The following is a 23,814-nucleotide window of genomic DNA, read 5'->3' on the forward strand; positions in this document are numbered from 1 at the left end:
TACTTCTTCCTAAATGCAAGTTTACAAAGGAGGATTCAGATGGCCGAGCAGATCGAGGCACTTATACTAGGAGAAGCACAGTGTAGCTTTACTACTCGAGCACCGGACTAGCATAAGTAACGATGAGATGCGACGGTTATCTGAACCGGACTTTTTAAACAACCTCTATAAAAAAAGCCTAGATGGGGTTAGTATAACCATCTAGACTCTATTCTTACTTCTCTTCTTTCAAGCTCAACTTTAAGCTTAGCTCTTCAAGCTGAGCTTCTGCAACTGGGCTTGGCGCTTCTGTTAATAAGCAGCTTGCGCTTGCTGTTTTCGGGAATGCAATTGTATCACGAAGGTTCGTACGACCTGCAAGTAACATAACAAGACGGTCTAAACCTAATGCGATTCCGCCGTGTGGTGGTGTACCGTATTCGAATGCTTCTAATAAGAATCCGAATTGTTCTTGTGCTTCTTCTTGTGAGAATCCAAGTGCTTTGAACATTTTTTCTTGTACGTCACGCTCGTAAATACGAAGTGATCCACCACCAAGCTCATAACCGTTTAATACAAGGTCATATGCTTGTGCACGTGCTTTTTCTGGTGCTGTTTCTAATAACTCAACGTCTTCACGGAATGGCATTGTGAATGGGTGGTGAGCTGCGAAGTAACGATCTGCATCTTCATCGTACTCAAGAAGTGGCCAATCAGTTACCCATAGGAAGTTAAATTTACTTTCGTCAATTAACTCAAGCTCTTTACCTAAACGTAAACGAAGTGCACCTAAACTATCTGCAACAACGCTTTTCTTATCTGCTACGAATAGTAATAAGTCACCAGCATCCGCTTCTAATGTACTCATTAACACGTTTGCATCTTCTTTACCGAAGAATTTCGCAATCGGTCCTTTTAAGCCGTCTTCTTCAACTTTAAGCCAAGCTAGACCTTTTGCACCGTATACTTTGGCGAATTCAGTTAATGCATCGATGTCTTTACGAGAGTATTTGCTCGCTGCACCTTTTGCGTTAATCGCTTTTACTTGTCCGCCGTTTTCTACAGCACTTGTAAATACTTTAAATCCACAACCTACTGCAAATTCAGATAGGTCTTTTAGTTCCATTTCAAAGCGTGTATCCGGCTTATCAGAACCAAAGCGAGCCATTGCATCAGCATATTTCATACGAGGGAATGGTGCACTAACTTCTACACCTTTTGCATCCTTCATGACTTTCGTCATCATACGCTCCATCATTTCTAAAATTTCATCTTGTGTTAAGAATGATGCCTCGATATCAATTTGCGTGAATTCCGGTTGACGGTCCGCACGTAAATCTTCGTCACGGAAACAACGTGCTACTTGATAGTAACGTTCAAATCCACCGACCATAAGAAGCTGTTTAAATAGCTGCGGAGATTGAGGTAATGCATAAAATTCACCATCATGCACACGGCTTGGTACTAAATAGTCGCGAGCTCCTTCTGGCGTGCTCTTCGTTAAAATTGGTGTTTCAACTTCTAAGAACTCTTCTGTATCTAAGAAGTTACGAATTGTTTTCGTTACGTCATGACGCATTTTGAATGTGTTGAACATTGCAGGACGACGTAAGTCTAAGTAACGATATTTTAAACGCACATCTTCTGATGCATCTGTATCATCAGCAATAATGATTGGCGTTGTTTTCGCTGCGTTTAATACATTTACTTTCGATGCTTGTACTTCAATACGACCAGTTGCCATATTATCATTAATTGCGCCTTCACCACGTTCAACAACTGTACCTTCTACGTGTAATACGTATTCGCTACGAATCGTTTCTGCTACTTCTAACGCTTCTTTTGATGTTTCTGGATTAAATACAACTTGTACGATACCTGTACGGTCACGTAAGTCGATAAAGATTAATCCACCTAAATCACGGCGTTTTTGTACCCAACCTTTTAATTGAACTGTTTGTCCAACCGCTTCTACTGTTACTTTCCCGCATGCATGTGTTCTTTCAGCCACTTTAAGTTCCCCCTATATTAATTTCTCTGCTACATATGAAGCAAATACATCTAACACTACTTCTTCTTGTCCGCCTGTTGCCATATCTTTTAAGTTAATGATGCCTTTATCTAGCTCATCTTCCCCTAATACAGCTACGTATTTCGCATTTAAACGATCTGCAGATTTAAATTGTGCTTTCATTTTGCGATCTAAATAATCTTTTTCAACTGATAATCCAGCTTTACGAAGATCGAACGCAACTTTTGCAGCACGGTCTTTCGCTTTTTCACCAAGTGCTACAACGTAACAATCAATACTATGTTCAATTGGTAACTCAATATTTTCAGCCTTCAGTGCCATAATTAAACGCTCAATACTCATCGCAAAACCGATACCTGGCATTTCCGGTCCACCGATTTCTTGTACAAGTCCGTTATAACGGCCACCGCCACTTAATGTTGTGATAGCACCGAAACCTTCTGCCTCACTCATAATTTCAAAAACAGTGTGTTGGTAGTAGTCTAAACCACGTACTAAATTCGGATCTTTCTCAAATGGAACATCCATCATCGTTAGTAGTTCTTGTACTTTGTCGTAGTATACTGCTGAATCTTCGTTTAAGTATTCTGTAATAGATGGTGCCGTGCTCATTAATTCATGATTACGGTCCTTCTTACAGTCTAAAATACGAAGAGGGTTTTTTTCTAAGCGAGATTGGCAATCAGAACAGAATTCTCCGATGCGCGGCTCAAAGTGAGCAATTAACGCATCACGGTGCGCTTGACGACTCGCTGCATCACCTAAGCTATTTAATACAACTTTAATATTTTTCAAGCCCATACCGCGGTAAAACTCTACAGCAAGTGCAATTACTTCTGCATCAATTGCTGGATCGTTACTACCAATTGCTTCAATACCGAATTGTACGAATTGACGATAGCGACCTGCTTGTGGTCTTTCATAACGGAACATTTGGCCGATATAGTATAATTTTGTTGGTTGTGTTGCATCACCGAACATTTTGTTTTCAACGTAAGAACGTACAACAGGTGCAGTACCTTCTGGACGTAATGTTAAACTACGCTCTCCACGGTCTTGGAATGAATACATTTCTTTTTGTACGATATCTGTCGTATCACCAACACCACGTAAAAATAGCTCTGTGTGCTCAAAAATTGGTGTACGAATTTCTTTATAATTGTAACGACGGCAAATGTCGCGCGCTTGCCCTTCGATATACTGCCATAACTCAACACTACCTGGAAGAATATCTTGCGTTCCGCGTGGGATTTGAATAGACATATTCAGTTCCTCCTCAAATTGTTTTAATCTTAATAAAAATAAAAAAACTCCCGCCTCTACTGTTTGAACAGTAGGGACGAGAGTATTATACCCGTGGTGCCACCCTAATTGAAGCACGTATGCTTCCACTTTTTTAATAACGCTTAAATTTGCGTTCATCTCTACTAAGCGTATAAGCCTTTCAAGTTGAAACCTACAGAGTGTCATTCAATCAGTCATCATGTAGAAATGTTTTCAGCCTAGGACATTTCTTCTCTTTCCATGTGTATCTCATTTACTCTCCTCTATCAACGGCTATATTCATATGTAAATATAAAATTACTATACGTTTGTTGAGTAGGATTGTCAAGTGCTCTAAGAGCGCTCAATTTGCTTCTTTAGGCGCTTTACATCTTGCAGTGAAATTCCGAACTCTGAAGCAAGCTCCATTGAAGTATTGTTTTGCTCTTTTGAAATAAAATCATGAAAATTCACGTTAAACAGTTGATTTGCACCATTTGTAACAGAATGCCCTTTTTCATTCATACGCATACGTATATCCCTCACATTCAATATGGATGTTTTACTTGTTATTGTTCCATATTGATGAAAGAGTTATACATAACTGAAAACAGCTATTGATTCCAATTAAAGTGAAACTTTAATCAGTGGGTTTTGTCCATCTCCACTGATTATTCGTCCGACTCCCAATCTAACTCCCTCGCAGTCGCCGAATTTTGAGATGAGAGTCTTACTCCCACAAATAGCGGGATAAATAAACAAAACATACAACAATGTATAAAAAAGAGAGGATTATATAATCCCCTCTTCTTAAGCAACACTATTTACTATCCACAATTAAGGTCACCGGACCATCATTGATTAAAGAAACGTCCATCATTGCTCCGAACTGTCCTGTCTCCACATGCAGTCCTTGTTTACGAACTTCTTCATTAAAGAAATCATATAAATGTTCTGCATAATCAGGTTTCGCAGCATCCATAAAGTTTGGACGTCTTCCCTTGCGGCAATCTCCGTATAATGTAAATTGCGAAATAGATAGAACTTGTCCCTTCATATCAAGTACAGAGTGGTTCATCTTTCCGCTCTCATCTTCAAAAATACGTAGGTTTGCAATTTTTTCTGCGATATAAGTTGCATCTTTTTCTGTATCTTCATGCGTAATGCCAACTAGTAATGTTAAACCGAATGGAATTTGTCCTACAATCTCGCCATCTACTGTGACAGACGCTTCCTTTGATCGTTGTAAAACAACTCTCATCTTTTCTACACTCCCTATTAATGCATCATGCGTCGTACGGCATAAATTTCTGGAACACGTTTAATGCGCTCTACTACTTTTTTCAAGTGTTGTAAGTTTCGAATAGAAATCGACATGTTAATCGTTGCCATCTTATTACGATCACTTCTACCAGAAACAGCTGAGATATACGTCTTCGTTTCTGTAACAGCTTGTAATACTTCATTCAATAAACCACGACGATCATAGCCTGAAATTTCAATATCAACATTGTACTCAATTTCTTTTTCAGGACTACCTTCCCAATCTACTTCTAGTAAACGCTCCACCGCTTCTTCTGTATGCACATTGACGCAATCGCAACGGTGAATTGATACGCCTCGACCTTTCGTAATATACCCAACGATATCATCACCTGGAACTGGGTTACAGCATTTTGATAAACGAATTAACAAATTATCTGCACCACTTACCTTTACACCAGAATCCCATTTTCGAATTTTCATCGGTTTACGAACTTCTTTAACTTCAACGATGTCTTCTTCTTCACGTTGTTTACGGAACTTGTCCGTTAGTCGCGTAACAATTTGCGCTGCTGTAATTCCGTTATATCCAACTGCTGCAAACATATCTTCTTCATTTGCAAAGTTAAACTTCTCAGCGACACGTTTTAAATTATCAAGCGCTAATACTTCTTTCATCTCATACTCTAAGCCACGCACTTCTTTTTCAACAAGTTCACGGCCTTTTTCAATATTTTCATCTCTACGTTGTTTCTTAAAGAATTGACGTATTTTATTTTTCGCATGAGATGTTTGAGCAAGCTTTACCCAATCTTGACTTGGACCATACGAATGTTTCGATGTTAAAATTTCAATGATGTCACCAGTTTTCAACTTATAATCAAGCGTCACCATTTTCCCATTTACTTTTGCACCAATTGTCTTGTTTCCAATTTCCGAATGGACACGATACGAAAAATCAATTGGAACAGAGCCAAGTGGTAATTCCATTACATCGCCTTTTGGTGTAAAGACGAATACCATGTCAGAGAATAAATCAATTTTTAATGACTCCATAAATTCTTCTGCATTAGAAGCTTCATTTTGCCATTCTAATATTTGACGGAACCAAGTTAGTTTCTTCTCTAATGTACCCGTTGTTTCTGCTGCTTTACCTTCTTTATACGCCCAATGTGCCGCGATTCCGAATTCTGCAATCTCATGCATTTCTTTCGTACGAATTTGCACTTCTAGCGGATCACCTTTTGGTCCAATTACAGTCGTATGAAGAGATTGATATAAATTTGCTTTCGGCATTGCAATATAATCTTTAAAACGACCTGGCATTGGTTTCCAGCACGTATGAATAATTCCAAGCACCGCATAGCAATCTTTAATACTATTCACAACGACACGTACAGCTAGTAAATCGTAAATTTCATTGAATTGTTTATTTTGCAATGCCATTTTACGATAAATACTGTAAATATGTTTTGGTCTTCCAGAAATCTCAGGTTGAATTGAAACCTCTTTTAATTTCTCGCGAATGCCAGTCATTACTTCATCTAAATATTCTTCACGCTCTGCACGTTTACGCTTCATTAAATTCACAATACGATAATATTGCTGCGGGTTTAAATAGCGAAGTGACGTATCCTCTAACTCCCATTTAATAGTACTAATTCCGAGTCTATGTGCTAAAGGTGCAAAGATTTCTAACGTTTCATTTGCAATGCGACGCTGCTTCTCTTGAGGCAAATGTTTCAATGTACGCATGTTATGAAGACGATCAGCTAGTTTAATTAAAATAACTCGAATATCTTGAGCCATTGCAATAAACATTTTGCGATGGTTTTCTGCTTGTTGCTGCTCATGGGATTTGTATTTAATCTTTCCAAGCTTTGTAACACCATCGACAAGCATAGCGATTTCTTTATTAAATTCCCGTTCAATGTCTTCTAATGTAATTTCTGTATCTTCCACTACATCATGTAAGAAACCTGCCGATACTGTAGCCGGATCCATGTGTAAATCAACTAAAATACCTGCAACTTGAATTGGGTGAATAATATATGGTTCACCCGATTTTCTATATTGTTCGCTATGTGCATCACGCGCATATTCATAGGCACGTGCCACTAGCTCAATATCTCCATCCGCTAAATATTGACTTGCTTTCTCGAGTACCTGTTCAGCTGTTAGTACTTGCTCATTTGCCATCGAATCACCTTTTATTGAAAATTGACTTTATCTTTATTGAATAGAATAAATTATATTCTATCATTATAACCCAATGATTGTGAATTGTGAAAAGGAAAAGATTTTACTGACATTTCACCATGTTTTTTTGTGCAATTATACAAAAGTACCCGCTCCTCTCCAAGAGATTCACGGGTACTTTTTTATCACCGTAGTTTCACCTATATAATGATTAGTATTTTTCTAATACTAATACATCGTAACCATCTAACATTTTACGACCATCTAAGTAAGTAAGCTCTACTAAAAATGCAATTCCTGCTACAACTCCACCAAGTTCTTCAACTAGTTTAATTGTCGCTTCGATTGTTCCACCTGTAGCTAATAAGTCATCTGTAATTAATACACGTTGGCCGGGCTTAATTGCATCTTTATGGATTGTTAAAACATCCGTTCCATATTCTTTACCGTAGTCAACTGTAATTACTTCACGTGGTAATTTTCCTAATTTACGAACTGGTGCGAAACCTACTTCTAATGCATAAGAAACTGGGCAACCAATAATAAAACCACGCGCTTCTGGTCCTACTACAACATCAATGTCTCTTTTATTTGCATACTCAACGATTGCATCTGTTGCTGCTTTATATGCTTTTCCGTCGTTCATTAAAGGTGTAATGTCTTTAAACACAATACCTTCTTTCGGATAATCTGGTACAATTGCGATATGTTGCTTGAAATCCATATTTCTGAATCCTCCTCAGATATAAAAGGTTTGTAAATACAAATCCTTTACCCTAACTGTTCTACTTATTTATGATCACGAATCGTTTCAAACCATGTATATAGTTGCTGATATGTGCTATAAACCAATTCTTTCTCTAATTGTAAGTGGTTCATTTTCTCACGATATGTGTTCGATTCAATTAAATCACGCTTTTGTTTTTTATCTGCCATAAAAATGACACCGTCTTTTATTGTAACAAATTCTAACTCAAAAAACACCTGTGTCATGAAATTTACTGTATCTTTTGACCAACCTTTATGACGACACAGTTGTTCCCCATATTGCCTTAAAGAAAATGGTGTTTTTTGGCTTAAGAAAGAATAGTACCATTTAAAATGCTCCCTCGTTGGGACCGTACTAAATAAATGATTATTCTCTTGATAAAATAGCGTGTAAATTCGAGCTGGGAATCCAGCCTTAAATACATCACCTAATTCATCTGCTCCTTTCGGCAAATCAAGTAGCACAATGTATTGATCATCAAAATGAGCTACCTCTGATGCATGCACGATATGCTCTTTATAGCCTTCTAAAGAAAATTTATTCAATACCTCTTCAGAAAAATACACCATTGTTATTTTTTCTTTCGGAAGTTCTGCTAAATTTGCTTCTACATTACGCATACTACGCCAGTCAAATAATTGCCATGCCTCTACAGCAATATCTTGCACCATTAATTGCGGCTTTTTAAAGTTATTCCATTCATTAATGGACACTTCTCCTACTACAGAAACCTTCGCAACTGGAGAGATTTCTTTCGCATAAGTACCAAATCCAAATCCAATCGTGTCCAGTGTTGCTTGTCCATCACGAAGAGCCATTTTTAAATGCGAACCATCAGATCCAATTGCACGGATACTTTCTAAGTCGGCATCTTTCACCGCAATACGCGGTTTCGGATTTCCTACGCCAAATGGCGCTAACTTTTGCATATCCTCAATCGCGGCAAGCGTTACATCCTCTACTTTACAAAATGCATCCACTGCTGTAATCGGAATAAAATCTTCTGCTGTTAAAATTACATCTGCTTGCTCATTTAACCTGCGTCTTAATTCATCCACATCATTCATATTAAGTGTCATTCCCGCTGCCATCGGATGACCCCCGAAATGCGGTAACAATTCACGGCAATCTGAAAGGTTTGCAAACAAATCAAATCCTGCAATACTACGAGCCGATCCCTTTGCTGTTTCTTTATGAGGATCAATGCTTAATACAATCGTTGGACGATAAAAACGTTCAACTAACTTAGAAGCGACAATTCCAATTACCCCTGGATTCCAACCTTCTTTTGCAAGGACTAACACTTTATTTTCTTCTGGCGGGAAATTATTTTCGACTTCAGCGATAGCTTCTTCAGTAATTTGCTTTACAATATCTTTTCGAAGTTTGTTCAGCTCATCAATTTCTTCAGCTAGCTCTTTCGCTTCCTCTGGATCTTCTGATAATAAAAGGTGTACAGCAGGTGTTGCATCTTCCAAACGACCAACTGCATTAATACGAGGTGCGAGTGCGAACCCGATGCTTTCTTCTGTAATTTCGCTTTGCGAAACGTTAGCAACTTTAAATAACGCCTTTAAACCGATATTCCGAGTCATTCGCATATGCTTCAGTCCACGCTGTACTAACAATCTATTTTCACCGTGAAGCGATACTAAATCGGCTACCGTACCGATTACTGCAATTTCCAACAAATGCTCTGGTACACGACCCAAAAGTGCATGTGCAACTTTAAATGCAACACCAACACCCGCTAAATAATGAAACGGATAAACACCGCCTTCTAATTTCGGATGAATAATCGCAAGTGCCTCTGGTAATTCCGGTGGTGGCTCATGATGATCTGTAATAATAAGATCTATTCCAAGTTCCTTCGCTACCTTCGCTTCATGTACCGCTGCGATACCAGTATCGACAGTAATAATTAGTGAGAACCCTGCACTGTGCGCCCAACGAAACGCTTCTTCATTTGGCCCATAGCCTTCAGTAAAACGATTTGGAATATAAAATTCTACTTCTGCACCTAATTCTTTGAGAGCAAGATATAACACAGTCGTACTACTTACTCCGTCCGCATCGTAATCGCCAAATATTAATATTTGTTCTCCATTTTCAATAGCTTTTTTCACACGTTCTACAGTCCGATCCATTCCTTCAAGTAAAAATGGATCATGAAATTCTTGATCTGCTGTATTTAAAAAGTCTACAATCTTATCTTCTGTATTTAAGCCTCTGCCAAGAAATAATGAAGTCACAAGAGGTGATAGTTGCAATTTATTTGCTAATTCACTCACTAGTTCCTCATTATATTCTTTTTCTTTCCAACGCGTCTTCGGTTGTAACACGAAATCACCCCTTAACCTATCCATTATACAAGACAGATTAAGGGGTGACAATATAATGCAAACTACGATTCGATATCTATATAATTAAATATCTGTTATGTTTAATTTGGAGAATACGGATTAATATGTACAAAAACGTTTTGTACGTTATCTTGTTTCATAAGTTTTTCTTTTACATGTTTTCCGATGCGGTGACCTTCTTCTACAGTGATATATGGATCTACAGATACTTTAATATCGACAATAACATAGTGGCCATGTTCTCTTGCATATAAAGAGCCTATTTTTTTCACACCTTCCACTTGAAAAACTGCCTCCCTAAGCGGAACAACATCTTCTTCATGCAGAACATGATCGAGCGTTGCATGAATAGCTTCTGCTCCAATACTCCACGCCATCTTAGCAACGAGAATTGAGACAAATAATCCTGCAATTGGATCGGCATATACAAGCCAATCTATACCTAACTTACCACCGATAATAGCTGCACAAATGCCGATTAAAGCTGCAATTGAAGAAAACACATCCGAACGGTGCTCATATGCATTTGCAATAATTGCATCACTATTTATCCTCTTCCCTAATCGATATTTATACTGAAACATCCCTTCTTTCACTACAATCGAAAGAATAACTGCAAAAATCGTAATTCCTTTTGGTGGTTCTAAATCTTGTGAAAAAGCTTTTATAGACGAAATCGCTATCTCTATTCCAACAATAAATAATAATACCGCAACAATAATCGCTGAAATCGATTCCGCTTTACCATGACCATACGGATGATCTTCATCAGGCGGTTGCTTTGCCGCTCGTAATCCAAAAAGTACAGCTAACGAGCCAATTACATCTGATCCAGAATGCACCGCATCCGCTAAAAGTGCCTTACTGTTTCCAATATAACCAATTACCGCTTTTACAATCGCTAATATAATATTACCAACGATTCCGACAATAGCACCAAACTCGGCCTGTTTAAAACGTTCATCTTTTTCCATAATTGAAATCCCTTCTTTTCTTAACCTATCTTTTTATCCCGCTATTTGTGGGCAGTAAGCCCCCCACCTCAAAATCCGGCAAATACAAGGAAGTTAGGTGGGAGATCAACTGCCCGTAAAAGCCCGATTGGTGAGGGCTAATAATAAGTGGGGATGAACAAAACCCCCACTTATTAAAGTTTCACTTTATTTTAACAAAATCAGCGATAACATCACCACTTTATTCCATTTCATTCTTTCAAAAGTTGCTATCTTATTGTATCCACAAACGAAAAAAGAGATGCCTCATAATGAGACATCATCTTTTTTATACTTGCGGTTCAGGTTCTTCTTTCTCAACCTTCTTCTTGTTTTTTCCCCTTTTCAAACGACGGTTTTCAAGCATTAACCAAATTTGAGAAGCCACGAAAATAGAAGAGTACGTACCTACAACTAATCCAATTAATAATGCAAGTGAGAAGTTACGCAGTGATTCACTACCAAAAATAAGTAGTGCGATTACTGGGAATAACACTGTTAACACTGTATTAATTGAACGACCAATTGTTTGACGAATACTTGAGTTTACGATTTCTTCTAGGTCTTTTATGTCGCGAACTCGTTTTTTCTGTTTGTATAACTCACGGTTTCTATCAAACGTAACGATTGAGTCATTGATAGAGTAACCAATAATCGTTAATATCGCAGCGATAAACGTTAAGTCTACCTCTATCTGGAAAAGACTAAACATAACAATCATAACGAATGCATCATGTAATAATGCGATTACCGCAGATAATGCATATGTGAAGCGGAAACGAATACTTACGTATAAGATGATAACCAATGAAGCTATCAGAACCGCGATGAATGCATTTCGTGCAATCTCTTTACCGATTGTCGGCGAAACTGTACTTACGTTTGGCTCTGTACCGTATTTATCGTTAAAGAATGTTTTTGTTTTCGCAATTTCATCTTTCGATAAAACTCCTAACGTACGAACAGCGAAACCTTTATTGTCATCTCCGGTCGGTACAATATCTTCTTCCTTCACATCGATGTTCAATTCTTTCAAATCTTTATGAATATTAGAAACAGTAGTTGCTTGTTTTGATTGCAAGTCAATACGTGTACCACTTGCAAAGTCAATACCAAGATTCATTTTGAAAATCGGTAATATAATTGCCCCAGCAATTACAACTACAATTGAGAATAAGAAAAATTTATGACCGATATTTACGAAATTAATACGATCAAATCTCGTCGGTGGATGTACTGCACCTTTTGTTAATGGAATAATATCCTTTTCCTTAACACCAAAGTAAGATAGTTTCTTATCAAAGTAACGGCTCTTTACAAGTAAACCTAGTAAGAAACGAGTACCGAATACGTTCGTAATGAAACCAACTAAAATACTTACGATTAAACTTGTTGCGAATCCTTTTACAGAGCTATTACCGTAAGCGAATAATACACCAGCTGCTGCAATTGTTGTAATGTTCGCATCTAAAATTGTCGATAATGAACGATGGTTACCAGCACGGAATGCTGACATCATCGACTTACCAATTTTAAGCTCTTCCTTCAATCTCTCGTACGTAATGATATTCGCATCAACTGCGATACCAACCCCGAGCACTAATGCCGCAATACCCGGTAACGTAAGAACTGCATGCATCCAGTTAAAGACAAGTAATGTAACGAAAATGTATAAACCTAACATAATAACCGCTACAAGTCCTGGTAAACGGTAGAATACAAGCATGAATAAGAAGATAATAGCAATACCAATCGCACTAGCGAAAATCGTTTGCTCTAATGCTTGTTGACCAAATTTCGCTCCAACAGATGTTGAATACATTTCTTTTAAATCAACAGGAAGTGCACCTGCATTTAATAAAGATGAAAGTTCTTTCGCACTTTCAACTGTAAAGTTTCCACCTACGATAGATACTTCAGCTTGGTTAAATACTTGGCTTACTGTTGCTGCTGATAAAAACTTCGGATTCGGTTTTGCTGATTCTGCTTTATATGAATCTTTTCCTTCTTCAAAATCAAGCCAAATTACCATTAAATTCGTTGGTGGTGGCATTTTTGAAATCTTTTCAGTTACTTCACGGAATTTTTCAGCGCTTTTTAGTGTAAGACCTACGCTCGCACGGCCTTGCTCATCAAATGTTTGCTTCGCTCCGCCGCCTTTTAAATCCGCTCCGTCCATAAGCAGGTTATCATCCACATCACGGAATGTTAGTTTCGCTTGTGTTGATAACATTTCACGTGCTTTTTGCTGATCTTGTACACCAGCAAGCTGTACACGAATTCGATCTTCCCCTTCGATTTGAATGTTCGGCTCACTTACACCAAGAACATTGACACGATTTTCAAGGGCACCTACTGTACTTACAAGTGCATCACGATCGATTTTATCACCTTTTTTGGCTGGTTTTACTTCATACAGAATTTCAAAACCACCGCGAAGGTCTAGTCCTAGACTAATTCCTTTTGCTATGTCTTTTCCTGCCGCACCAATTACTCCACCAATTAATAAAACGATGAGGAAAAAGGCGGCAATTCTTGTACCACGCTTTGCCATATGTACCCTCTTTCTGCTACTAACACTTTCAATAAATCTCTTACGATTCATTTTCGCACGTGTGCATACGCCTAGTTAGTAGACTTACTTTCTATAAAATGCTAGTTCATCACTAGCTGTGTCGGTAAGCTTTTCACAATACCTACACTTTCATTATTTATTTTTTCTCTTCACTACCTCCTTTATATATAATCTTAGACATAATTAATTCCTCTTTATCAATACCTATCATTATACTGCAAAAGGAAGAACAAACCAATTACAGTCGGTTATTTATTTTCATATTCATCAAACGACCAAAGTGGCGCCTGATATGCTTCAACAGTTAAATAATTCATATATTCATTAGTACTTACTCTTAATACATCATTTACTAATGCATACAACCTAACATCACTGTCTATCTTTTTCCACTTTTTCGCCTTGAGAAACTTCCAAATATCATTATCTGTCACTCGGTCGTAACCGAACATGTGAAACTCTTCTACTTTACTTTCTAAAACGACTTGTAACTGTCCGCGGTATGATTCTACCAAAGCCTCATTATCCAACATATATAACATCTCCTTCTTATTTCAGCACAAAAAGTCGCTTTTAATCCCGCTCTAATGGACAGTAATAACTTCTTTCAAGAGTACCATTCATACTTCACTCTCTTAAATGCTTGTCATTCTTGTCTCATACGTGCATATAAATTATTGTAAATCATTCCATTGATTTTGAGAAGGTAGGAGAAGAGTATGACGAGACAAAGCTTTTTAAAAGGTGCATTTATTTTAATGATAGCTGGCTTTATTACAAAAATCCTTGGATTTATTAACCGCATTGTAATGGCACGTATTTTAGGCGAAGAAGGCGTTGGCCTTTATATGATGGCTGTCCCCACCTTCATTTTAGCAATTACACTAACACAAATTGGCCTTCCTGTTGCAATCGCAAAATTTGTAGCAGAAGCGGAAGCAGTGAACGATAAACAAAGAGTTAAAAAAATATTAACTGTCTCGCTAGCCGTTACATCCATTATTAGCATCATTTTAACAATTGGGATTATGCTACTCACACCTATTTTAGCAAAAACATTATTAACAGATGAAAGAACTTACTATCCATTAATGGCTATTTTACCTGTCGTCCCCGTTATTGCAGTTTCTTCCGTTTTACGTGGTTATTTCCAAGGGAAACAAAACATGAAGCCGAGCGCTTACGCTCAAGTCATAGAACAAGTTGTCCGCATTACAATTATCGCTGTATGCATTCGGTTATTTTTACCTTACGGCGTAGAATATGCTGCAGCCGGTGCCATGCTATCAGCTGTTCTTGGCGAAGTTGCATCTTTATTATTTTTACTTACTTTATTCCAACGCGAAAAACATTTATCTATACGCTCTGGATTTTTCACTACTGTAAAGGAGAGCAAAAATACGTTTTATTCCCTTATGGACATTGCTTTACCAACTACAGGAAGCCGTTTAATTGGTTCCGTTTCTTATTTCTTTGAACCTATCGTCGTTATGCAAAGCTTAGCGATCGCCGGCGTTGCTGCTTCTGTCGCAACTCAGCAATACGGTATATTAAACGGATATGCGTTCCCGCTTCTATCACTGCCAGCCTTTATTACATACGCTCTTTCTACAGCACTCGTCCCATCAATTAGCGAGGCAATGGCAAAGAGACAACACAAATTAGTGGAACACCGATTACAACAAGCACTTCGAATTTCCTTAATAACCGGCGGATGGTCAGTCGTTATATTATATGTATTTGCTTCTCCAGTTTTAACTCTCATGTACGGATCAGACAACGCGGCCGCATTCATCCAGCTTCTTGCACCTTGCTTTTTATTTCATTATTTTCAAAGCCCCCTTACGTCTGTCTTGCAAGCTTTAAACTTAGCACGCGCTGCTATGATGAACACATTCATTGGCGCTATCGTAAAATTAATCGTTATCTTTGTACTCGCTTCACGCCCAGAGTTCCAAATGATGGGGGTTGCCCTCGCCATCGCAGCAAATATAGTAACCGTAACATTCCTTCACTACGCCACTGTTTTAAAGAAAATTGCATTTACCATTTATGCAAAAGACTATATTTTCGGCGGAATTGCTATCGGGATTGCTGGTACCTTCGGTTTTTATCTTCATAAGTATATCGTTTTTTCTCATTCACTTGGCATACAAACATTATGGGAAATCACTTTAACAACAATCGTTTATATCGTTCTCCTCTTCGTTTTCAAACTCATTCGAAAAGAAGAATTAAGTCGTCTCCCTATCATTCGGAAACTTTCATTTTTGAAGTAAGCAGGCTTGCCATTCAAAATGGTAAGCCTCTAATTTTCTTTCAAATCAACGAAAAACTGTCCATTTTGAAAACTACAATATAAAATCCGTTTCACATCTTTATAACCTAAGTTATTCAGTTTCTCAACGAGCCACCCATCTGTATGTTCGATCATTTGCAAATGATTGTATTGAATTTCTCCATCAATAATTAGTGGGAGTGTAAAAATTGGTGCATCATTTTTGCTCTTTTTACTTTTTTGTTTTTGAAAGACAGATAACTTTCCAGATGGTTCTAAAATAGCGTATTCTACATCACGCACATCTCCGATTCCTTGCTCACGTAGCTGCATCAATAAATCATCTATGTTATATCGCTGCTTCCGCATCTTTTTTTCATCAATTTTACCTGCATTCACAAGAATCGCAGGCTCCCCTTCTATTAAATGCCGAAAACGCTGAAACTTTAAAGAAATGACCGACAAAATGATTTGTATACACATAAGAAAAGTCATTGGAACTAATTGATGCCAAAGTGATTTATCTGTATTTTCGATTGCCACTACAGCCATTTCACCGAGCATAATGAATACAACTAAATCTAATACACTTAATTCTCCAATTTCACGTTTACCCATAAGACGAAAAATAATTAAAATGATTATATACAAAAGCATTGTTCGTCCGATTATTGATACCCATTCCATTTCTACATCCCCTTTTTTTACTTATAGGCTCCCCTACAAAAAAGAAACTAGTCTAACTTAAACAAAATGAAAATATGCTTGTATTAAAAAGGGGGAATGCATAATGGATGGAACGAAAAAATTATCGAGCGCAATCGGCTTCGGTATTATTACCTTATTAATCCTCGCATCTATTACAAGTATGATCATGGCTCTTTTATTAAAATTTACGAATATTAATGAAGGGACATTAGTAATTATTATTTTTATAATAGCCCTTCTATCTATGCTTATGTCTGGATTTATTGCTGGTAAAAAGGCACAAGGAAAAGGATGGCTAGTAGGTTTCACAACAGGCCTTACATTCGCTATTCTCGTCTTTCTCGTTAACTATTTAGGCTTCTCTCAAACTTTATCGAACTCACAGTTACTCTACCAATTAGCATTAATGGGTGCGAGTACACTCGGAGGTATTTTCGGTGTAAATATGTCAAAACAAAATAGTTAAAAAAAGGCCCTGCACATTTCATGCAGGGCCTTCATCATTAGTTTTTCACAACTTCACGAATCGCATTGCGATCGAAAGTTAAGTGTGAACCACCAGATTTAACAACAATTTTTGTTTCATCCACTGATTCGATTGTAGCGTGTAAACCACCGATTGTTACGATAGCATCACCTTTTTTGATTTCATTTTGCATTTGAGCAACTGCTTTTTGACGCTTTTGTTGCGGGCGAATTAATAAGAAATAGAAAATCGCAAACATCGCAACAATCATAACGATATTCATCATACCTGCATTCATCTTGTGTTCCTCCTTTTAAATTATGTATTAGAAGTTTTTAGCATTCGGTTTATTAAAGCCATACTGTTCAAAGAACTCTTCGCGGAAATCGCCAAGACGGTCTTCACGAATAGCTTGTCTCACCTGCTCCATTAAGTTTAACAGAAAATGAAGGTTGTGATAAGACGTTAAACGAATTCCGAACGTTTCATCACATTTCATTAAGTGACGAATGTACGCACGAGAATAGTTTTTACATGTGTAGCAATCACAGTTCGGATCAAGCGGCCCGAAGTCTCTAGCGAATTTCGCGTTTTTCACAACTAAGCGGCCTTCACTTGTCATACATGTACCATTTCGAGCGATACGAGTCGGAAGTACACAGTCAAACATATCAACACCGCGAATCGCACCATCAATTAACGAGTCAGGAGAACCTACACCCATTAAGTAACGTGGTTTATCATCAGGAAGAAGTGGTGTTGTAAACTCAAGAACACGATTCATAATATCCTTCGGTTCACCAACAGATAGACCGCCTATAGCATAGCCAGGGAAGTCCATTGAAACAAGATCTTTCGCACTTTGACGACGAAGCTCTTCAAACTCCCCGCCCTGTACAATACCGAATAAACCTTGATCTTGTGGACGTTCATGCGCCTTTAGGCAACGCTCTGCCCAGCGGCTTGTACGCTCTACCGACTTTTTCATGTATTCAAAAGTAGCTGGGAACGGTGGACACTCATCAAATGCCATCATGATATCTGAACCTAATGCATTTTGGATTTCCATCGCTTTTTCTGGAGATAAGAATAATTTATCGCCATTTAAGTGATTGCGGAAATGAACGCCTTCCTCTTCAATACGTCGGAAATCACTTAAGCTAAATACTTGGAATCCACCTGAATCCGTTAAGATTGCACGATCCCAGTTCATAAACTTATGCAAGCCACCTGCTTCACGAATAATTTCGTGGCCTGGACGTAGCCATAAATGATACGTATTGCTTAAAATAATGCCAGAATCCATTGCTTTTAATTCTTCTGGTGACATTGTTTTAACTGTTGCAAGTGTACCAACTGGCATAAATGTCGGTGTATCAAATGAGCCGTGTGGCGTGTGCACTCGACCTAAACGCGCACCCGTTTGTTTACAAGTTTTAATAAATTCATAACGAATTGCTGTCATAATTTACTCCTTTTATTTGTTTCTCATTTTAGCGTGAGATGCAACGAACATCGCATCACCGAAACTAAAGAAACGATATTTTTCTTTTACTGCTTCATTATAAGCATGAAGTACATTATCTCTATTTGAAAATGCACTTACAAGCATAATTAATGTTGATTTCGGCAAATGGAAGTTTGTAATTAAACCATCAATTGCTTTAAATTCATATCCTGGGTACATAAAAATATCTGTCCAGCCAGAAGCTGCGCAAAGCTTACCACTATTATCTGTCGCAATCGTTTCTAACGTACGAGTTGATGTCGTACCTACAGTAATAATACGGCCGCCATTCTCTTTCACGCGGTTTAATAACGCCGCAGTCTCTTCAGACATATGGTAATACTCTGCGTGCATATGATGCTCTTCAATAGTATCTGCAGAAACTGGTCTAAAAGTTCCAAGTCCTACATGGAGTGTAATGAATGCTAACCCGACGCCTTTTTGCTTCAATTTCTCAAGTAACTCTTCTGTAAAGTGAAGGCCAGCCGTCGGTGCTGCTGCTGAACCGATTTCCTTCGCATATACCGTTTGATAACGATCGCGATCTTCTAGCGTCTCTTTAATATACGGAGGAAGTGGCATTTCTCCAAGCTCGTCTAAAATTTCATAAAAGATGCCGTCATATGAAAACTCAAGTTGACGCCCACCTTGATCTGCTGTTCCAATGCAAGTTGCTTTTAACTTTCCTTCACCAAAAGAGATGACAGTTCCTTCTTTTACACGCTTCGCTGGCTTTATAAGCGTTTCCCACTTATCGCCTTCTTCTTGTTTTAGAAGAAGTACTTCAATGTGCGCGCCTGTATCTTCTTTCACACCGTGCAAACGAGCAGGCATAACTTTCGTTTCATTTAAAACTAAGCAATCCCCCTCATGTAAGTAAGAAAGAATGTCTGTAAAATGTTTATGCTCAATATCGCCTGTTTCACGATCTAACACCATTAATCTTGATGTTTCACGATCTTCTAATGGGATTTGTGCAATAAGTTCTTCTGGTAAATGAAAATCAAACAGATTAATATCCATAACTGTATCCACCTATTTCTTATTTAAATCGATTTATTATATACATAATAAAAGATAATACAATACTTAACACAATACATGTAATGATAGGAAAATAAAAGGTAACGTTACCTTTTTTCACAAAAATATCGCCTGGAAGCCTTCCTATGAACTTCCAAGCTAATCCAACAACAATGAGCAAAATACCAGCTGTAATAAGCAGCTTTGGCATCTCCGTCATACTTTTGGCATCTCCATTCCGAAATGCTCATATGCGAGCGGTGTTACGATCCGGCCTCTTGGCGTTCTTTGTAAAAAGCCAATTTGTAATAAATACGGCTCATACACATCTTCAATCGTATGAGATTCTTCCCCAATCGTTGCTGAAACAGTTTCTAATCCAACTGGACCACCGCGGAACTTTTCAATAATACCAAGCAGTAATTTATGGTCGATATGATCAAGTCCTAATTTATCTACTTGTAATAGTTCTAACGCCATTTGTGTAATTTCCATCGCAATCGTTCCGTCACTGCGAACTTGTGCGAAGTCACGTACACGTCGTAATAGACGATTCGCAATACGAGGTGTACCACGAGCACGTCTTGCAATTTCTAATGCAGCTAACGAATCTATTTCAACTTCAAACACTTCTGCTGTACGTTCTACAATCGCAGAAAGCTGATCTACTGTATAGTACTCTAATCGTGAAAGTACACCGAAACGGTCACGAAGTGGTGCTGATAATGCACCTGCACGCGTCGTTGCCCCAACTAGCGTAAATGGAGGTAAATCTAGACGTACAGAGCGAGCTGATGGTCCTTTCCCAATAACGATATCAAGGCAAAAGTCTTCCATCGCTGGGTATAACACTTCTTCAATAGATCTATGCAAACGATGAATTTCATCAATAAATAATACATCTCCTGGCTGAAGCGCTGTTAATACAGCTGCTAAATCTCCTGGTCTTTCAATTGCGGGACCTGACGTCGTTCGAATGTTAACACCCATTTCATTGGCAATAATATTCGCAAGCGTCGTTTTACCAAGTCCAGGTGGGCCATATAAAAGTACGTGATCTAACGTTTCTTCACGCATTTTCGCCGCTTCAATAAACACTTCTAAATTATGTTTCGCTTTATCTTGGCCAATATACTGACGGAGCGTCTGTGGCCGTAATGAATACTCTAAATCCGCATCTTCGTATCCAGATTCCCCTGAAAGGAGACGTTCGTCCATTATACTCACCTCTTACCATTTAGTAAAAGACTAAGTGCCTTTTTAATATATTGATCCGTCGTTAGTGATTCTTTTAATAACTCTGGTACAACGCGAGAGACTTCTCGTTCTGCATAGCCAAGTGCACGCAGTGCTTCCAGTGCTTCATCAAGTTCAACTGATGAACCTTTCTTCGTATCAAAACTTTCAGTATCTGAGAACAAATCAACAAACGCATCTGGTACAACATCTGCTAGTTTTCCTTTTAAATCTAAAATCATTTGGCGCGCTGTTTTCTTTCCGACGCCTGGGAACTTCACTAAGAACTTCTCATCTTCATGTTCAATCGCTTGAACGACCTGTCCGGTTTGACCAGAAGCTAAAATTGCAAGAGCACCTTTTGGTCCAATCCCCGATACACCTAACAATTTTGTAAATAATAAACGCTCTTCACGTGTTTTAAACCCGTAAAGTGCCATAATATCTTCTCTCACATAATGATATGTATAGACACGGATTTCTTGCTTACTTCTTTGAAATACATACGGATTTGGTGTGAAAATTTGATAACCAATTCCATTATGGTCAATTACGACATATTCCGGTCCTACATACTCCACGTAACCTGTAACATATTCAAACAAAATACGATCTCTCCCTCTCAAATCATGTATTCCATTTTAACATATTTAACAATAGAAAAGCGAGACTGCCCCAACAAATGTTCCCCGTTTACAATTTCCGTTTTTTTCTATTGACATAAATACAAAAAGAACATTAATATACAGAAGTCGATAATGATTATCAATATTAATTAAAGGGGTTACATCAGGATGAAACAAAAGCTATTTATTTTATTTACTATTATGCTAGTTGTTCTTTCTATCGTTGGCTGTTCTTCTCAAAAAGAAGAAGCAAAAGCAAAAGAACAACCGAAAACAAAAGTTGTAAAACATGCTAAAGGGGAAGCAACAATTCCAGCTAATCCAAAGAGAATTGTTGATTTATCTGGATCAACAGAGGAATTATTAATCCTTGGACATAAACCTGTTGGCACAGCAAACACATATAAAGATAAAATCCAAAATCACTTAACGGACAAGCTAGACGGGGTAAAGGCAGTCGGCTGGTACTGGGCACCTAAAGTTGATTTAGAGGCTGTTACCGCTTTAAAACCAGACTTAATTATTTTAAACAATCGTCAATTGAAAATTTATGATCAACTAGAAAAAGTGGCACCGACAGTTGTTCTAGAAACAAATCTAGAAGACTGGCGCGGTAAGTTTAAAGAAGTAGGTAAACTATTTGGCGAAGAAAAGAAAGCCGACAAATGGATTGCAGATTACGATAAAAAAGCAGACTCTTTATCTAAAAAAATTAAAGAAAAAACAAAAGATGAGAACTTTATGTTCGTTGCAGTAACACCACAAAACTTCCGTGTATACGGTAGCTTCGGATACGGTGACATCATCTTTAACGACTTAAAGCTTCCAGCAACAAAAGGTACAGATTTAAAACAAACGATGGCACAAGTATCACTAGAAGGTCTTGTTGCATTCCAGCCTGATCAAATGTTTATTGTAAACTTCGGCGGAGAAGCTGATAAAGTGTACGAAGACTATAAAAACAGTGCGGTTTGGAAAGATAATAAAGCAGTAAAAAACAATCACGTATATGAAGTATCGAATGAAGTCTTCAATACGAAAGCATTCAATCCAATCGGAAAAGATATGCTAATTGATGAAATCGCAAAAGAGATTTTAGCTAAGAATAAATAAAAAAAGCAGCTCACCCTGAGCTGCTTTTTTTATTATTTTGCACTGCGTATTGCTTCATTTTTTCGATTGTCTTCACGAATCCTTCTTTTGACTTAATACGAATACCACGCTTTAGTTTTGCTCGCTCATAACTCTCAAGCTTTTTCATATCAATTTGAAAGAAGGAATGGATCGCGTTATCACTTTTCGGTACCCCTTTAAAAATTTGCAATATCCCTTCCTCTGAAACACCAAAATAACCGCTCGTTTTCAGTAAAGGAGAAATATCATCAACTTTCCTTTGTAATACGATTTGCACATCATCACGATCAACAAGTTGCCATTCTTTATATTGCTGCAAAAACTTTTCTAAATCCGCTACTTTTTCTGTCAGTATTTCCTCGCTTACTTCTCCATCAACATACATACGCTCTAATAAAATTGTAACTTCAGGTACTTTCTCTGTTATTTCTGCCCTCACATCGGATCCATAAGCTAAGCAAAACATCACAACGAAAGCTTGCAATGCAATTAGTATCCATTTCATTTCCGTTCACCTCTTCTAGGCAAAATCATACTTTCATTTGTAGTTTTTCCGGAAATGGGGGTTTTATCCATATAAACAATAGCATTAAATTTCTAAGGAAAATAAAAAATGCAGATAAGGGTTAATCCTCATCTGCATGTATCATTTACTTTTATATAAAATGAAAGACGCCTGCAAAGCAGGCGTCTGATGCGTTTACGGCGAAAGACCAGGCGACCACATTCGCGTGTTTAGCACTTAAGCATATCTCTCGACTTACGTAAATTAGCTCATCGCTTTGCTAATATAACATTAACAAGGTAGAAGCGCAATATATTTCTAAATATATTTTTCTTCCTCTTTCAACCAATTGAAATTTATGTAAATTATAAATTTATTAATGTAATATATATATTACAATTAATGCTATAAATATAAACAGGGGATGAATGCCTTGAAAAAAATTAAAGATGAGCGCCTCATACTTCAAACGTTAAAAAACATACGTATTGCCTTTCTTTTTCAATCAATTGGTATAATCGGAATTTTAGGCTATATCGGATTTACTGAAGGAATTGATCAAATTACGAAATCTCCATTGTGGTTATTATTTATACTTACAAGTATGTTAATTAGTTATCTACAACTTAGAGTTTCAATCGATGTAGAAGAAACCGAAAAAGAAATAAAATTAACGCCATATTACAAAATTGTATTGCGTTCCCTTATTGTAGGAATTATCATGACTATTATTTATATCATTTTCAGTCCAGAAAGACCTCTATTTGAAGCTATTTTAACAGGTGGTATTCTCTTCATATGCTTTTTAGCGTCTTACTCCGTTAGTTATTTTATAACAAAACGCCGTTTACAAGACGAAGATGAATAAAGAGGAAGGGCTAGCCCTTCCTCTTTAA

General features: G+C 37.6%; 22 protein-coding genes and 1 other annotated feature. Of the genes, 4 read left to right on the forward strand and 18 right to left on the reverse strand.

Annotation, left to right across the window (positions count from 1 at the left end; translation table 11 throughout):
• Positions 1 to 214: 214 nt before the first annotated feature.
• The 10 genes from aspS to QCI77_RS22535 all read right to left on the reverse strand — a co-directional run bounded on the left by aspS (position 215) and on the right by QCI77_RS22535 (position 13,968).
• Entirely contained in the window at positions 215 to 1,990 is a 1,776-nt protein-coding gene (gene aspS, locus QCI77_RS22490; protein ID WP_353825493.1) for an aspartate--tRNA ligase, read from the reverse strand.
• Between the two features lie 12 nt (positions 1,991 to 2,002).
• Entirely contained in the window at positions 2,003 to 3,274 is a 1,272-nt protein-coding gene (hisS, locus tag QCI77_RS22495; RefSeq protein ID WP_353825494.1) for a histidine--tRNA ligase, read from the reverse strand.
• Positions 3,275 to 3,343: 69 nt separating this feature from the next.
• Positions 3,344 to 3,574, reverse strand: a binding site (T-box leader).
• A 54-nt stretch (positions 3,575 to 3,628) separates the two neighbouring features.
• A complete protein-coding gene (locus QCI77_RS22500; protein WP_001242605.1) occupies positions 3,629 to 3,805 on the reverse strand; it encodes a hypothetical protein in 177 nt (58 codons plus the stop codon).
• Between the two features lie 289 nt (positions 3,806 to 4,094).
• Positions 4,095 to 4,535, reverse strand: coding sequence for a D-tyrosyl-tRNA(Tyr) deacylase (locus tag QCI77_RS22505; protein WP_016092357.1), 441 nt, complete (start codon positions 4,533 to 4,535; stop codon positions 4,095 to 4,097).
• Positions 4,536 to 4,552: 17 nt separating this feature from the next.
• Positions 4,553 to 6,736, reverse strand: coding sequence for a GTP diphosphokinase (relA, locus tag QCI77_RS22510; RefSeq protein WP_002015304.1), 2,184 nt, complete (start codon positions 6,734 to 6,736; stop codon positions 4,553 to 4,555).
• Between the two features lie 211 nt (positions 6,737 to 6,947).
• Positions 6,948 to 7,460 (reverse strand): adenine phosphoribosyltransferase, encoded by a 513-nt coding sequence (locus QCI77_RS22515; RefSeq protein WP_002015305.1) that lies wholly within the window; start codon positions 7,458 to 7,460, stop codon positions 6,948 to 6,950.
• A 65-nt stretch (positions 7,461 to 7,525) separates the two neighbouring features.
• Positions 7,526 to 9,847, reverse strand: a complete 2,322-nt coding sequence (gene recJ, locus QCI77_RS22520) for a single-stranded-DNA-specific exonuclease RecJ (protein ID WP_002129228.1) — start codon at positions 9,845 to 9,847, stop codon at positions 7,526 to 7,528.
• 101 nt (positions 9,848 to 9,948) lie between these two features.
• A complete protein-coding gene (locus QCI77_RS22525; RefSeq protein ID WP_002015308.1) occupies positions 9,949 to 10,842 on the reverse strand; it encodes a cation diffusion facilitator family transporter in 894 nt (297 codons plus the stop codon).
• Between the two features lie 307 nt (positions 10,843 to 11,149).
• Positions 11,150 to 13,414, reverse strand: a complete 2,265-nt coding sequence (gene secDF / locus QCI77_RS22530; protein WP_088040184.1) for a protein translocase subunit SecDF — start codon at positions 13,412 to 13,414, stop codon at positions 11,150 to 11,152.
• A gap of 269 nt (positions 13,415 to 13,683) precedes the next feature.
• Complete coding sequence (locus tag QCI77_RS22535) at positions 13,684 to 13,968, reverse strand: post-transcriptional regulator (RefSeq protein WP_078175458.1); 285 nt, start codon at positions 13,966 to 13,968, stop codon at positions 13,684 to 13,686.
• A gap of 186 nt (positions 13,969 to 14,154) precedes the next feature.
• Here QCI77_RS22535 and spoVB point away from each other — a divergent pair, with 186 nt between their 5' ends.
• A complete protein-coding gene (spoVB, locus tag QCI77_RS22540) occupies positions 14,155 to 15,714 on the forward strand; it encodes a stage V sporulation protein B (protein WP_002015313.1) in 1,560 nt (519 codons plus the stop codon).
• A 29-nt stretch (positions 15,715 to 15,743) separates the two neighbouring features.
• On the opposite strand, the gene QCI77_RS22545 is transcribed toward spoVB, so the two are convergent.
• Complete coding sequence (locus tag QCI77_RS22545) at positions 15,744 to 16,400, reverse strand: DUF421 domain-containing protein (RefSeq protein ID WP_353825495.1); 657 nt, start codon at positions 16,398 to 16,400, stop codon at positions 15,744 to 15,746.
• 103 nt (positions 16,401 to 16,503) lie between these two features.
• On the opposite strand from QCI77_RS22545, the gene QCI77_RS22550 reads away from it, so the two are divergent.
• Positions 16,504 to 16,887 carry a TIGR04086 family membrane protein gene (locus QCI77_RS22550; protein WP_002015315.1) on the forward strand — a complete coding sequence of 128 codons (384 nt, stop codon included), beginning with the start codon at positions 16,504 to 16,506 and terminating at the stop codon, positions 16,885 to 16,887.
• Between the two features lie 37 nt (positions 16,888 to 16,924).
• Here QCI77_RS22550 and yajC read toward each other — a convergent pair whose 3' ends face one another.
• The 6 genes from yajC to ruvA are packed head-to-tail and all read right to left on the reverse strand — an operon-like array spanning position 16,925 to position 21,258.
• A complete protein-coding gene (gene yajC / locus QCI77_RS22555; protein WP_002034132.1) occupies positions 16,925 to 17,185 on the reverse strand; it encodes a preprotein translocase subunit YajC in 261 nt (86 codons plus the stop codon).
• Between the two features lie 27 nt (positions 17,186 to 17,212).
• Complete coding sequence (gene tgt / locus QCI77_RS22560; protein WP_002015319.1) at positions 17,213 to 18,352, reverse strand: tRNA guanosine(34) transglycosylase Tgt; 1,140 nt, start codon at positions 18,350 to 18,352, stop codon at positions 17,213 to 17,215.
• Positions 18,353 to 18,364: 12 nt separating this feature from the next.
• Entirely contained in the window at positions 18,365 to 19,417 is a 1,053-nt protein-coding gene (gene queA, locus QCI77_RS22565; RefSeq protein WP_002143232.1) for a tRNA preQ1(34) S-adenosylmethionine ribosyltransferase-isomerase QueA, read from the reverse strand.
• 19 nt (positions 19,418 to 19,436) lie between these two features.
• Positions 19,437 to 19,637: a DUF2905 domain-containing protein gene (locus tag QCI77_RS22570; protein ID WP_000138162.1), complete on the reverse strand. Its 201-nt coding sequence runs from the start codon at positions 19,635 to 19,637 to the stop codon at positions 19,437 to 19,439.
• Entirely contained in the window at positions 19,634 to 20,635 is a 1,002-nt protein-coding gene (gene ruvB / locus QCI77_RS22575) for a Holliday junction branch migration DNA helicase RuvB (protein WP_000344470.1), read from the reverse strand. The genes QCI77_RS22570 and ruvB overlap by 4 nt, the downstream gene beginning before the upstream one ends.
• Positions 20,636 to 20,640: 5 nt before the next feature.
• Positions 20,641 to 21,258, reverse strand: coding sequence for a Holliday junction DNA helicase RuvA (ruvA, locus tag QCI77_RS22580; protein ID WP_002088786.1), 618 nt, complete (start codon positions 21,256 to 21,258; stop codon positions 20,641 to 20,643).
• A 189-nt stretch (positions 21,259 to 21,447) separates the two neighbouring features.
• Between ruvA and QCI77_RS22585 the strand changes: the two genes are divergently transcribed.
• Positions 21,448 to 22,392 (forward strand): iron-hydroxamate ABC transporter substrate-binding protein, encoded by a 945-nt coding sequence (locus tag QCI77_RS22585; protein ID WP_002088787.1) that lies wholly within the window; start codon positions 21,448 to 21,450, stop codon positions 22,390 to 22,392.
• 10 nt (positions 22,393 to 22,402) lie between these two features.
• Here QCI77_RS22585 and QCI77_RS22590 read toward each other — a convergent pair whose 3' ends face one another.
• Complete coding sequence (locus QCI77_RS22590; protein WP_326996630.1) at positions 22,403 to 22,918, reverse strand: BofC C-terminal domain-containing protein; 516 nt, start codon at positions 22,916 to 22,918, stop codon at positions 22,403 to 22,405.
• 433 nt (positions 22,919 to 23,351) lie between these two features.
• On the opposite strand from QCI77_RS22590, the gene QCI77_RS22595 reads away from it, so the two are divergent.
• Entirely contained in the window at positions 23,352 to 23,786 is a 435-nt protein-coding gene (locus tag QCI77_RS22595; RefSeq protein ID WP_353825496.1) for a branched-chain amino acid ABC transporter substrate-binding protein, read from the forward strand.
• Positions 23,787 to 23,814: the final 28 nt, after the last annotated feature.

Source organism: Bacillus cereus group sp. MG9, assembly GCF_040459995.1.
GTDB lineage: Bacteria > Bacillota > Bacilli > Bacillales > Bacillaceae_G > Bacillus_A > Bacillus_A mycoides.